Origin of the sequence: Curtobacterium sp. MCPF17_050, assembly GCF_003224435.2 — a bacterium.
Classification (GTDB): Bacteria; Actinomycetota; Actinomycetes; order Actinomycetales; family Microbacteriaceae; genus Curtobacterium.
Genome location: NZ_CP126250.1, coordinates 2547149 through 2559170 on the forward strand (window position 1 = coordinate 2547149; position 12022 = coordinate 2559170).

10 protein-coding genes and 1 tRNA gene are annotated in these 12022 nt (G+C 71.2%); 5 read left to right on the forward strand and 6 right to left on the reverse strand.

Features of this window, described 5'->3' with window-relative positions:
- Positions 1-55: 55 nt before the first annotated feature.
- The 3 genes from DEJ34_RS12115 to DEJ34_RS12125 all read right to left on the reverse strand — a co-directional run bounded on the left by DEJ34_RS12115 (position 56) and on the right by DEJ34_RS12125 (position 2856).
- Positions 56-144, reverse strand: a tRNA-Ser gene (locus DEJ34_RS12115).
- 317 nt (positions 145-461) lie between these two features.
- Positions 462-1148: a GntR family transcriptional regulator gene (locus tag DEJ34_RS12120; protein WP_181420647.1), complete on the reverse strand. Its 687-nt coding sequence runs from the start codon at positions 1146-1148 to the stop codon at positions 462-464.
- Positions 1149-1374: 226 nt separating this feature from the next.
- Positions 1375-2856 (reverse strand): MFS transporter, encoded by a 1482-nt coding sequence (locus DEJ34_RS12125; protein ID WP_110826002.1) that lies wholly within the window; start codon positions 2854-2856, stop codon positions 1375-1377.
- A gap of 293 nt (positions 2857-3149) precedes the next feature.
- Between DEJ34_RS12125 and DEJ34_RS12130 the strand changes: the two genes are divergently transcribed.
- From DEJ34_RS12130 to DEJ34_RS12140, 3 genes are all read left to right on the forward strand, one after another.
- Positions 3150-4349, forward strand: a complete 1200-nt coding sequence (locus tag DEJ34_RS12130; protein WP_258368387.1) for a cobalamin-independent methionine synthase II family protein — start codon at positions 3150-3152, stop codon at positions 4347-4349.
- Between the two features lie 71 nt (positions 4350-4420).
- Positions 4421-5809: a MoxR family ATPase gene (locus tag DEJ34_RS12135; RefSeq protein WP_110911865.1), complete on the forward strand. Its 1389-nt coding sequence runs from the start codon at positions 4421-4423 to the stop codon at positions 5807-5809.
- A 32-nt stretch (positions 5810-5841) separates the two neighbouring features.
- The gene (locus DEJ34_RS12140) at positions 5842-7887 is read left to right on the forward strand and encodes a vWA domain-containing protein (RefSeq protein WP_110911866.1); all 2046 of its coding nucleotides are present in this window, start codon (positions 5842-5844) and stop codon (positions 7885-7887) included.
- Positions 7888-7957: 70 nt separating this feature from the next.
- Here DEJ34_RS12140 and DEJ34_RS12145 read toward each other — a convergent pair whose 3' ends face one another.
- From DEJ34_RS12145 to DEJ34_RS12155, 3 genes are read right to left on the reverse strand one after another with little or no spacing between them, the layout of a single operon-like run.
- Positions 7958-8788, reverse strand: coding sequence for an SCO1664 family protein (locus DEJ34_RS12145; RefSeq protein WP_110911867.1), 831 nt, complete (start codon positions 8786-8788; stop codon positions 7958-7960).
- The gene (locus tag DEJ34_RS12150) at positions 8785-9318 is read right to left on the reverse strand and encodes a DUF3090 domain-containing protein (protein ID WP_110891047.1); all 534 of its coding nucleotides are present in this window, start codon (positions 9316-9318) and stop codon (positions 8785-8787) included. The genes DEJ34_RS12145 and DEJ34_RS12150 overlap by 4 nt, the downstream gene beginning before the upstream one ends.
- Positions 9319-9351: 33 nt before the next feature.
- Positions 9352-10062 (reverse strand): MSMEG_4193 family putative phosphomutase, encoded by a 711-nt coding sequence (locus DEJ34_RS12155; protein WP_110911868.1) that lies wholly within the window; start codon positions 10060-10062, stop codon positions 9352-9354.
- Between the two features lie 82 nt (positions 10063-10144).
- Between DEJ34_RS12155 and DEJ34_RS12160 the strand changes: the two genes are divergently transcribed.
- Positions 10145-10573 carry a BLUF domain-containing protein gene (locus DEJ34_RS12160; RefSeq protein WP_146243648.1) on the forward strand — a complete coding sequence of 143 codons (429 nt, stop codon included), beginning with the start codon at positions 10145-10147 and terminating at the stop codon, positions 10571-10573.
- A gap of 84 nt (positions 10574-10657) precedes the next feature.
- Complete coding sequence (locus DEJ34_RS12165; protein WP_110911870.1) at positions 10658-11923, forward strand: AI-2E family transporter; 1266 nt, start codon at positions 10658-10660, stop codon at positions 11921-11923.
- Positions 11924-12022 lie beyond the last annotated feature (99 nt).

The following is a 12022-nucleotide window of genomic DNA, read 5'->3' on the forward strand; positions in this document are numbered from 1 at the left end:
TCCGCGGACGACGAAGCCCCGGTCCGCTGCTGCGGAACCGGGGCTTCGAGGAGTGCGGAGACGGAGGGATTTGAACCCTCGGTCCCCTAGAGGGGACTCCACCTTAGCAGGGTGGTGCACTCGGCCTGACTATGCGACGTCTCCAGGTGCCTGACGGCACTCAGACCACCATACAGGAGGACGAGGGCCGGGACGAAACGGCCCGGCAGCGCTCCACCCGACCCCGGCGCGGTCGGTCCCCCGAAGTGGGGACGGCGGGGGCTTGCCAGCGTGTACCCCGCTGCATAGTCTCGTCGGGACGTGGCGATCACATTCCGGGGCATCCGTGCCCTGTCGCTACGACACAGCACCCAGACGTCGCTCCCCGTGGCCTGGGCCCGGCGTCCCCGTTCGCCCGGTGCCCGCCCGGGGAGCGACGTCGTCTCTGCCAGCACGCAGCAGCGACCGCGTGCCCGGCGGCGCTAGGCGGACTCCGCGCTCCGGAACCGTTCGGGCAGGGCGATGAGGAGTTCGGCGAGCTCGATCAAGCGGGCCGCACACCGGAGGACGTCGTCGGCCAGGGCAGCGGCACGGGCCGCCTTGACGAGGTGCATGCGACTGGTCCAGTCCGCGGCGACGTCGATCCCGTTCGCGCGGGCGATGTCATCCGTGTGGAAGACGTCGAGCACCGGCTGCTGCGACCGGAGCCAGTCCGCGCTCACCGGTGCCCCCGAGCGGCGGAGCACCCACACGGCGAGTTCGACGAACGCCCCCGCCTCGGACTGGCAGTCGCGCAGGACCACGGCGTCGAACGGTTCGTCGGTGGGCGCACAGCTGGTCGGCGGGTCGACGAGCATCGACCGGGCGATGCGCGTGCGCTCCACCATCTGCCCGACGGTCCACGGCGCGATGACGACGCCGACGTACCGCTGGACGACCACGAGCCGCATGGCCTCCAGCGGGACGAGGGCTTCACGGACGGGTGTCCGCGAGACCTGCATGTCGTCGGCCAGCGCATCGAGCCGGAGGCGCTGGCCGCGCCGGTAGTCACCGCGCAGGATGCTCCGGAGCATCCGCGCGAAGACGGCGTCGCGCAGCAGGTTGCGCGGGACGGCGATGGGGTCGCCGGGATGGGCGACATCACGATCGGGGCGCAGGAGGCCGGTCATCACGTCACCGTCACGCATGGCGGCCCTGACGGGACACCACCCCGACGGCACGGTGGACAACGCCCTTGTTCAGTTGCATGTGGAGGGCGACGGCCCGTTCGGCCGTCGCCCGTCGTCCATTCGTCGTTCTCGCGTTCCGCATGGTGCCTCCGTGACCACGGCCCTCCAGGACGGGCCGTGGCCACGAGGATCACAGGACGTGACGCTCACCGCTAAACATGTTGCATCAGGAGTTTCGCGAGGACGACGCCCCCGCCCCGTCCTTCGCGGTCAGGACGGACAGCGGCTGCGTGATGTCCTCGAGTCCCTTCCGCGCGGCGTCGACCCCGAACACGAGTGCCACGACGCCGCCGAGGACCATCACCCCGGACCCGAGCAGGTAGCCCCAGAAGAGCGGCTCGCGCGACGACCCGTCCCCGATGAAGGCGCCGTAGACCAGCGGAGCGATCGCGCCGAAGACCTGCGCGAGGGCGAAGAAGTACGAGATCGCCTGCGACCGGAGTTCGAGCGGGAAGATCTCGCTCACCGTCAAGTAGGCGCTCGACGCTCCGGCCGACGCGAAGAAGAACGACACGCACCAGAACGCGACCTGCACGGTGGCACTGATGGCGTCGGCGCGGAACAGGAACGCGGATGTCGCGAGCACGAGCCCGGACACCAGGTACGTCAGGAAGATCATCTGTCGCCGGCCCCAGGTGTCGAAGAACCGACCGAGGATGAGCGGACCGAGCAGGTTGCCGATCGCGAACGGGAAGAAGTACAGGCTGGTCTGCGCGGTCTCCATGTCGAAGAAGTTCGTCAACACCAACGCGTACGTGAAGAAGATCGCGTTGTACAGGAACGCCTGCGTGATCATCATGGTCGCGCCGACCAGCGTGCGGGTCGGGTACTGCTTGAGCAGCACGCGGGCGATGGTGAGGAACCCGACTCGGTCCATCGGCGTCACGGTCATCGCCTTCGACTGCGGCACCACTTCGAGCTTCCGCCCCGACTCCCGCTCGACCTCGGCCTCGATGCGCGAGACGGTCTCCTCCGCCTCCTGCTCCTTTCCGTGGGTCATCAGCCACCGGGGACTCTCGGGGATGTGCCGACGCAGGAAGATGATCGCGATGCCGAGCACCGGGCCGAGGAAGAACCCGATCCGCCATCCGACGTCCTCGGCGAAGTGCGCGGTGTCGAGCAGGTAGATGTTCGCGGCCGCGCCGAGTGCCGCGCCGCCCCAGTAGGTGCCGTTGATGGCGATGTCGACGTGCCCGCGGTACTTCGACGGGATCAGCTCGTCGATCGCCGAATTGATCGCCGCGTACTCGCCACCGATCCCGAGCCCGGCGACGAAGCGGAACACCGCGAGGAACCAGAAGTCCTGCGCCAGGCCCGCGACGCCCGACCCGATGAGGTAGATCGCGAGCGTCAGGATGAAGAGCTTGCGTCGACCGAGCCGGTCGGACATGCGTCCGAAGACCAGGGCACCGACGACCTGGCCGACCAGGTAGACACTGCCGAGCGACGTCACGTCCTGGTTCGACAATCCCAGGTCCGCCTTGAAGCCGGCGTTGGAGACGATCTGGATCTCGAGTCCGTCCAGGATCCACGACACCCCGAGGCCGACCACGACGCTCCAGTGGAACTTCGTCCACGGCAGCCGGTCCATCCTCGCCGGGACCAGGCTCGTGACCGTGCCGTCCCTCGTTCCGCTGGCGCTCGTCATGCGCATGCTCCTCCCGCGGCGGACGCCCTCGGCCTGCCGCAAGCCAGGACCGTACGCCTGCGCCACCGCCCGGGTTCTCGGCCAGGACGTGCGGATCGACCGCGCCCGTCGACCGGCAGGGAGGGGGGTCGAGCGGGGCGGAGCCGGATCCCCCTATGTCGATCAGGCTCCGCCGCTCTGCCCTCATCCTCCCGGATGCTAGGGATCCTCACAACTCCCGGATCGCTCGGACCGCCGGCCGGGAGGCCCGTGGCGGACCCCGCCACGAGCCTCCCGGCCAGTAGCGTGGTCGCGTGCCGCTGCAGAACTCGACCGACCGCATCCTCACGACCCACACCGGTTCGCTCCCGCGGACGCCGGAGCTGACCGCCCTCTTGGTGGCCCGTGACCAGGGGAAACCCTTCGACGAGCGGGCACTCCGCGAGGAGACGGCCGCCGTGCTCGCCGCGACCGTGGACGCGCAGCTCGATGCCGGGCTCGACGTCGTGAACGACGGCGAGGTCCCCCGCGTCGGGTTCTCGACCTACATCCGCGAACGACTGACCGGCTTCGGCGGGACCGGCCACCGCAAGCCGACGCTCGACTCGGTGAAGTTCCCCGGGTACGCCGCGTTCCAGGCGCGACAAATCGACGAGGGTGCCGAGTTCGCCCGCGTGTGGGACACCCCGGTGGCACAGGGCCTGCTGCAGTACGACGAGGAACGGACCGGGATCCGCGAGGACCTGGACGGGTTCGAGCGCGAACTGGCGCGGAACGCCGCGGCCGGACGTGTTCCTGAGGGGACCTTCATCTCCGCCGCGACGCCCGGCATCGTCGCCACGACCCTGCTGCTCGACGACGCCAACCCGCACTACGCCGACCACCGCGAGTACGTGTTCGCCCTCGCCGAGCAGCTCCGGGTCGAGTACGAGGAGATCGTCGCCCGCGGCCACGTGCTCCAGCTCGACGCCCCCGACCTGGCGATGGAGCGCGTCATCCACTTCGGCGACGCGACCCTCGACGAGTTCCTCGCGGCGGTGGACCTGCACGTCGACGCCCTCAACCACGCCCTGCGGAACATCCCGAAGGAGCAGACCCGACTGCACGTCTGCTACGGCAACTGGCAGGGTCCGCACCAGGACGACGTGCCGGTCGACGTGCTGCTCCCGCACCTGTACCGGGCAGAAGTCGGGTCCTTCAGCATCCCGTTCGGCAACCCGCGGCACGCCCACGAGTTCCCGGCGTTCCGCGACCTGCCGCTGCCCGAGGACGCCGTGCTCGTGCCGGGCGTCATCGACGTGACGACGAACTACCTCGAACACCCGCAACTCGTCGCGAACCGCATCGTCGAGGCCGCCGAGGCGGTGGGCAACCCCACCCGTGTCGTGGCCGGCACGGACTGCGGACTGGCGACCTTCGCGAGCTACGAGTTCGTCGCGTCGGACGTCGCGTGGGCGAAGCTGCGCGCGCTCACCGAGGGCGCCGAGATCGCGTCGCGCCGCCTGTTCGGCTGACCCCGCTCCGGCGGACGCGGCCCGCGGCCGGAGGGTCGCCAGCGTCGGCGGGCAGGCGTACCGTGGCGCCCGTGAACCGACCTGACATCTCCACGGTCGGCGAGCTCCGCGCTGCTGGGCACGTCCAGAAGTCGGTCCGCGCCGAGATCCGCGACAACCTGCTGACCGCCCTCCGCGAGGGCCGCGACCCCTGGCCCGGCCTGCACGGCTTCCGGACGACCGTCATCCCGCAGCTCGAGCGCGCTCTCATCGCGGGGCACGACGTCGTCCTGCTCGGCGAGCGCGGCCAGGGCAAGACCCGACTGCTCCGCACGATGAACGGCCTCATGGACGAGTGGACGCCGGTCATCGCCGGGTCCGAGCTCGGCGAGCACCCGTACGAACCGATCACCACGGCGAGCATCCGTCGTGCGCAGGACCTCGGCGACGCGATGCCGATCTCGTGGGTGCACCGCGACGACCGCTACGTCGAGAAGCTGGCGACGCCGGACACCTCCGTCGCGGACCTCATCGGCGACATCGACCCGATGAAGGTCGCGGAGGGCCGCAGCCTCGGCGACCCCGAGACCATCCACTTCGGTCTCATCCCGCGCGGACACCGGGGCATCGTCGCGATCAACGAGCTGCCCGACCTCGCCGAGCGCATCCAGGTCGCGATGCTCAACGTGATGGAGGAGCGGGACGTCCAGATCCGCGGGTACGTCCTCCGGCTGCCCCTCGACGTGCTCATCGTCGCGAGCGCGAACCCCGAGGACTACACGAACCGCGGCCGCATCATCACGCCGCTCAAGGACCGCTTCGGTGCGGAGATCCGCACGCACTACCCGATCGAACTCGAGGACGAGATCGCGGTGATCCGGCAGGAGGCGCAGCTCACCGCCGACGTCCCGGACCCGCTCATCGAGATCCTCGCCCGCTTCACCCGGGCGCTCCGCGAGTCGAGCGCCGTCGACCAGCGCAGCGGCGTCAGCGCCCGCTTCTCGATCGCCGGGGCGGAGACCGTGTCGGCGGCGGCCGTGCACCGCGCCGCCCGACAGGGCGAGCCCGAGGCGGTCGCACGTCCGATCGACCTCGAGACCGCGGTCGACGTGCTCGGCGGCAAGATCGAGTTCGAGTCCGGGGAAGAGGACCGCGCCGACGAGGTGCTCGAACACCTGCTCCGCACCGCCACCGCCGAGACCGTCCGCTCGCGCTTCCGCGGACTCGACTTCGGCGTCCTCGTCGACGCGCTCGAGTCCGGCACGATGGTCACCACGGGCGAGCAGGTCAGTGCACGGGACTTCCTCGCCGGCCTGCCGTCGCTCGGCGAGTCCGACCTGTACGACCAGGTCGGTGAACGCGTCGGGGCCACGAACGACGGCGAGCGTGCGGGCGCCGTGGAGTTGGCGCTCGAGGGGCTGTTCCTCGCCCGCCGCATCAGCAAGGAGTCCGGCGGGGGCGAAGCAGCGTATGGGATCTGACGTCGTGCTCGCCGGCAGCGACGGGGTGTCCCGTGGCTAGCCGGCCGAACCGTCGTCTCAGCCGGGACAGCCGCTACGGCAAGTACGAGGGCGGGCCGGACCCACTGGCACCGCCCGTCGACCTCGCCGAGGCGCTCGACGCCATCGGCGAGGACGTCATGGCCGGCACCTCCCCCGAGCGCGCGATGCGGGAGTTCCTCCGCCGCGGTGGCCGCACGCAGCGCGGGCTCGACGACCTCGCCCGGCTCGTCGCCGAGGAGCGCCGGGAGCTCACCAGCCGGAACAACCTCGACGGCACGTTGCAGGAGGTCCGACAGCTCCTCGACGAGGCCGTCCTCGCCGAGCGCGGACAACTCGCGCGCGACACCGCGATGGACGACGGCGACCGGGCACTCGCCGAGATGCAGCTCGACAGCCTGCCGGCGTCACCCGCGGCCGCGGTGCGCGAGCTCAGCAGCTACGACTGGAAGAGCCCCGCGGCACGCCAGAAGTACGAGCAGATCAAGGACCTGCTCGGCCGCGAGATGCTCGACCAGCGCTTCGCGGGCATGAAGCAGGCGCTCGAGAACGCCACCGACGAGGACCGGGCCGCGGTCGCGCAGATGATGCAGGACCTCAACGAGTTGCTCGACGCCCACCGTCGGGGCGAGGACACCTCGGAGCAGTTCGACGCGTTCATGGCGCAGCACGGAGCCCAGTTCCCGAGCAACCCGCAGAACGTCGACGAGCTCCTCGACGACCTCGCTGCCCGGGCCGCCGCCGCCCAGCGGATGCGGAACTCGATGACACAGGAGCAGCGCGACGAACTCGACGCGCTCGCCGAGCAGGCGTTCGGCTCGCCGGCCCTGATGGGCGCGCTCTCCCGACTGGACGAGAACCTCCGCGCGCTGCGCCCCGGCGAGGACTGGGGCGGGTCCGAGGGCATGGACGGCGAGCAGGGCCTGGGACTCGGCGACGGCACCGGGGTCTTCCAGGACATCGCGGACCTCGACGCCCTCGCCGACCAGCTGGCCCAGGTCGGTCCGGGCTCGGAACTCGACGACCTGGACCTCGACGCCCTCGCGCAGCAGCTCGGCGACCAGGCCGCCGTGGACGCCCGCACCCTGCAGCAGCTCGAGAAGGCGCTGCGGAACTCCGGGTCGATGCGCCGCGGCACGGACGGGCAGCTCCGGCTCACCCCCAGGGCGATGCGGCAGCTCGGGAAGAGCCTGCTCAAGGACGTCGCCGAGCGGATGTCCGGTCGGCAGGGCGCGCGTGACCTCCGCCGGGCCGGAGCCGCCGGTGACCGTTCGGGCTCGACGCGTCCGTGGGAGTTCGGCGACACCGAGCCGTGGGACGTCACGCGCTCGATCACGAACGCCCTGACCAGGACCGCGGGCGACGGAGCGCGGAGCGGTGCCGGTGTGCGCCTGCAGATCGAGGACGTCGAGGTGCAGGAGACGGAGGCCCGCACGCAGGCCGCCGTCGCGCTGCTCGTCGACACCTCGTTCTCGATGGCGATGGAGGACCGGTGGGTCCCGATGAAGCGGACCGCACTGGCCCTGCACACGCTCATCTCCACCAGGTTCCGCGGGGACGACCTGCAGCTCATCGCCTTCGGCCGCGAAGCCGAGGTGATGGACGTCGAACAGCTCGTCGGCCTCGACGCGATGTGGGACAAGGGGACGAACCTGCACCACGCCCTGCTGCTCGCGAACCGGCACTTCCGGAAGCACCCGAACGCGCAGCCGGTCCTGCTCATCGTCACCGACGGCGAGCCGACGTCGCACCTCGAGCCGAACGGGCAGGTGTACTTCAGCTACCCGCCGGACCCGGTGACCATCGCCCTGAGCGTCCGCGAGTTGGAGAACGCCCACCGTCTCGGCGCGAAGACGACGTTCTTCCGCCTCGGCGACGACCCCGGTCTGGCACGCTTCGTCGACGGCATGGCCCGCCGCGTCGACGGCACGGTGACCGCGCCGGAGAACGAGGACCTCGGCGTCGCGGTGGTCGGCTCCTACCTGGGGGCCAGGCGCGGGTCCGGCTCGGCCTCCGGCGACGACGGGCTGTGGGGCAGCGCCTTCGGGCGCTTCGCCTGAGCGGCGACGGGACCGACAGGTGCCGACTGCCGGCCGGGAGGCGCGCCTCCCGGCCGGCGGCCGGCCCGCGTCAGAAGACGGGCCAGGGCACGGCCGGCCCGGACCCGGCCGGCGGCGGGAACGCCCGCACCGCGGCGAGTGCGGCGCACCGACCGCGGAGGGCGGAGAGCTCGTCGTCCGTCAGGTGCTCCCGGAGGGTCTCGCCGAGCTCGCCGCGCAGCGCCTCGGACAGCCGCTGGAGCCCGGCGACCTCGTCGTCGGTGAGTGGCTCGCCGATCCATCCCCAGAGCACGGTCCGGAGCTTGTGGTCGGCGTGGAAGGTCAGACCGTGGTCGACGCCGAAGCGGTGACCGTCCGGCATCGCGAGGACGTGACCGCCCTTGCGGTCCGCGTTGTTCGTGACGACGTCGAAGACCGCCATCCGCCGGAGCACGGCCGTGTCCTCGTGCACCAGGGTGACCGCCTGCTCGTTCTCGTCGACGGCGTCGAGCACCTCGCGCATGGTCCCCTCGGCGATCGCGGCCGCGGCCTCCTCGCTCGGGAGCAGGTCGACGGCGTCCTGCGCCGGGTCGATGTCCTGCCACCGCTGGACCATGCCGGGACCGAAGGGGCCGTCACCGAGCCAGGTCGGCGGGACGACGTTCCACCCGAGGGCCTCGGAGACCAGGTAGGCGGACACCTCGCGGCCGGCGAGCGTGCCGTCCGGGAAGTCCCACAGCGGCTTCTCGCCTTCGATCGGCTTGTACACGACGTTCTCGCCGTCGAGCCGGGCGATGAAGGTGGCGTTCGACGCTTCGCGGATGCGTCCGGTGATCCGGAGCTCCCCCGGAGCGCTCGGCACCGCGGCGCTGGCGGCGTCGAGGCCGGTGGAGCCGTCACCGCTGCCGCGCTGGACCGTCATCCGAGTTCGGGCGGGTTCGGCCGACCGGCTGCGACGACCTCCCGGGTCCGCTCGACGAACGCACGGGCGGTGCCGACCGGGATCTTGACCTGCAGGAGTTCGGTCGGCTCGGGGAGTTCGACGACCGCTTCGACCTCGTCGCCGTCGCCGGTGGTCTCGGTGAAGACCTCGAGGTCCTCCTCGATCGGGTAGGCCTCGATGACCACCTGCGCGGTCGCGGGGTCGAACCCGAGGCTCAGGGCACCGGCGCGGAACTCGGGCTCGACCGGTTGGTCGAGGGGGTCGCCGTCACGGAGTTCGGCGGGTGCGGCGTCGGGGACGCTGAAGCGGTTGTCCTCCACCGTCGCGACCTCGTCGAGGAGTTCGTCGATCTTGTCGGCGAGGACGGCCGACTGTTCCTTCTCGATGGCGACGCTCACGACGCGGCGGCCGTCCCGGGCCTGGATGTAGAACGACCGCTCGCCCGGGAGCCCGATCGTTCCGACGACGAGTCTGTCCGGCCAGTCGAAGCCGTGGACGATGGGGGGCATACCCGCATTGTAGGAGCGACCGCCTCCGTCCGTTCAGGGAGTCGGTCGCTCGGTGTCCTCGTGCCCCGCGCCGCCGCCGACCGGTGCGTCCCCCGTCGGCGCCGCTGCCCGTGCCAGCCAGGAAAGGTCACCCGATTCGGTGTTCGTCGCGACGACCTCGGGCCGCTGCTCGCCGTACCGGACGATCGACACCGAGGCCGGCCCGACGGCGATGCGCTGGAAGAGGTCGAGGTGCATGCCGAGCGCGTCGGCGAGGACGGACTTGATGATGTCGCCGTGGCTCACCGCGACCCAGACCGCGTGCGCGCCGTGCTCGGCCTCGATGTGCGCATCGAGGCGCCGGACCGCCGCGACCGCCCGGGACTGCATGGTCTGCATCGACTCCCCGCCCGGGAAGACCACGGCACTGGGGTTCGCCTGCACCACCCGCCAGAGCGGCTCCTTCGCGAGGTCGCTGATCGCCCGGTTCTGCCAGTCGCCGTAGTCCGCCTCGATGATGCCCCGCTCGACGAGCTGCTGCGGCTCGCCCGGCTGGAACGCCGTGATCGCGCGGGCCGTCTGTCGGCAGCGCTCCAGCGGACTGGACACGACCGCGGCGAGGGGCACCGCGGCGATCCGCTCGGCGGTCGCAGCTGCCTGGCGCTTGCCGACGGAGTCGAGGGCGACGCCGGCGGTCCGGCCCGCGAGGAGTCCGGTCGCGTTCGCGGTGGTGCGCCCGTGCCGGACGAGGAGGACGGTCGCCATGGGGACGATCCTAGGCGCGCCCGACGGTGCGACCAGCGGACAGGCACGTGCGCGCGATCCGCAGACCCGCGAGAATCGAGGTGTGTTGGTCTCCATCGTCTACATGAGCGTCGCGACGCACGAGTTCCGAGAGGACGAGCTCGCCGAGATGCTCGCCGGTGCACGCCTGCGCAACGAGGCGCTCGGCGTCTCCGGGCTGCTCGTCGTCAAGGGCGGCCGGTTCATGCAGCTCCTGGAGGGCCCGGCGTGGAGCGTGGACGACCGGTTCGCCGCGATCGAGCGGGACCCGCGCCACCACACGATCCGGTCGTTGATCCGTGAGGACATCGAGCACCGCCGGTTCGACGGCTGGTCGATGGCGTACCGCGGCCTCGACGACGCCGACATCGCGGCCGAGGAGGGCTTCAGCCCCTTCCTGTCCGGCACGCTCGAGTTCGCGCCGTCCTTCGACCGCACCAGCGCCGCCTGGCTCCTGAAGTGGTTCCGCGACCGGGACCTGGTCGAGGACTGACGCCTCCCGTCCACAGGTCTGCACTGTCCACCGCGACGCGCTCCACCGCGGCGCGCTCACCGTTCTGTCTGTACGGTCGGCGACATGCCGTTCTTCCGTTCCACCCCAGCCCCGCCCGCGACTCCCCCGACGGAGCCGTTGACCGGCGCACGGGCCGCGTGGTCCGACTCGTTCGGCAAGCTCGCGACCCGGTGCCTCCAGGTCATCATCATCCTGGTCATCGTCGCGGGCATCGTGTACGCGAGCCAGGTGCTCAGCGTCGTCACGATCCCGGTGCTCCTGGCGCTCATCATCGCCTCGGCCATGCACCCGGTCGTCTCCTGGCTCCGTCGGCACGGCTTCCCGTCCGTCTTCGCGACGCTGACGGTGCTCCTCGGTGTCCTCGTCGTGCTCGGACTGCTCGGCTACCTCATCGTCGTCGCCGTCGAGAACCAGTGGTCGAGCCTGCAGAAGTCCGCCGTGCAGGGGTTCCAGCAGCTGCAGGACTTCAGCACGACCCTGCCGTTCGCGGTCTCCGACTCGCAGGTGGACGACGCGGTGAAGACCGCGACGGATTTCGTCACGAGCGCGCAGTTCGGCTCGGGCGCACTCGCCGGTGCCTCCGCCACCGCGAACTTCCTCACCGGCCTCGTGCTGATGATCGTCGTGTTGTTCTTCTTCCTCAAGGACGGGCCCCGCATCTGGGAGTTCCTGCTCCGTCCCTTCACCGGCGCCTCGTACACCCGCGCCCGCCGCGTCGGTGACCGCGTCGTCTCCACCCTGGGCGGCTACGTCCGTGGCACCGCCACCGTCGCGGCCGTCGACGCGATCGGCATCGGGGTGGGCATCGCCATCGTCGGTGTCCCCCTCGCCCTGCCCCTGGCCGTCATCGTGTTCATCACGGCGTTCATCCCGATCGTCGGCGCCACCGCGGCGGGCATCCTGGCCGCGCTGGTCGCCCTCGTCGCGCTCGGTCCGGTCCAGGCGCTGTTCGTGGTCGGCATCGTCGTGGTCGTCAACCAGCTCGAGGGCAACTTCCTCCAGCCGGTGCTCATGGGCAAGACGCTCCGCCTGCACGGTCTGGTCATCCTGATCGGCCTGACCGCCGGCACCGTGCTGGCCGGCATCACCGGCGCGATCATCTCGGTGCCGCTCCTCGCCGCCGCGTGGGGTGCGGTGAAGGTCTGGGACGGCCCGGACCTGGCCGCCGAGCCGTGGCGCCAGAAGCGTTCCGAGGACGTCGAGGACCACGAGCGCGCGAACAAGCGCGCGAAGCGTCGCGAGAAGGCACAGAAGGCCCGCACGGAACGCGGCGAGAAGGCGGAGAAGGCCCGCGCGAAGCAGGCCACGAAGGCCGCCAAGGCGGACTGACGCCGCCACCGGCTCCGGACAGGAGGCCCGGACCAGCCCGCCGGGGCCGGTCCGGGCCTCCGGTGCTTCGGCGCGCTCGCCCGTGGTGCTCACTCTCGC

Bases quoted from the DNA above. Each gene is read 5' to 3' on its own strand.
- DEJ34_RS12150 (WP_110891047.1), bottom strand. From the start codon at position 9,318: ATGCCCCCCATCGTCCACGGCTTCGACTGGCCGGACAGACTCGTCGTC.
- DEJ34_RS12165 (WP_110911870.1), top strand. From the start codon at position 10,658: ATGCCGTTCTTCCGTTCCACCCCAGCCCCGCCCGCGACTCCCCCGACG.
- DEJ34_RS12155 (WP_110911868.1), bottom strand. From the start codon at position 10,062: ATGGCGACCGTCCTCCTCGTCCGGCACGGGCGCACCACCGCGAACGCG.
- DEJ34_RS12120 (WP_181420647.1), bottom strand. From the start codon at position 1,148: ATGACCGGCCTCCTGCGCCCCGATCGTGATGTCGCCCATCCCGGCGAC.
- DEJ34_RS12125 (WP_110826002.1), bottom strand. From the start codon at position 2,856: ATGACGAGCGCCAGCGGAACGAGGGACGGCACGGTCACGAGCCTGGTC.
- DEJ34_RS12145 (WP_110911867.1), bottom strand. From the start codon at position 8,788: ATGACGGTCCAGCGCGGCAGCGGTGACGGCTCCACCGGCCTCGACGCC.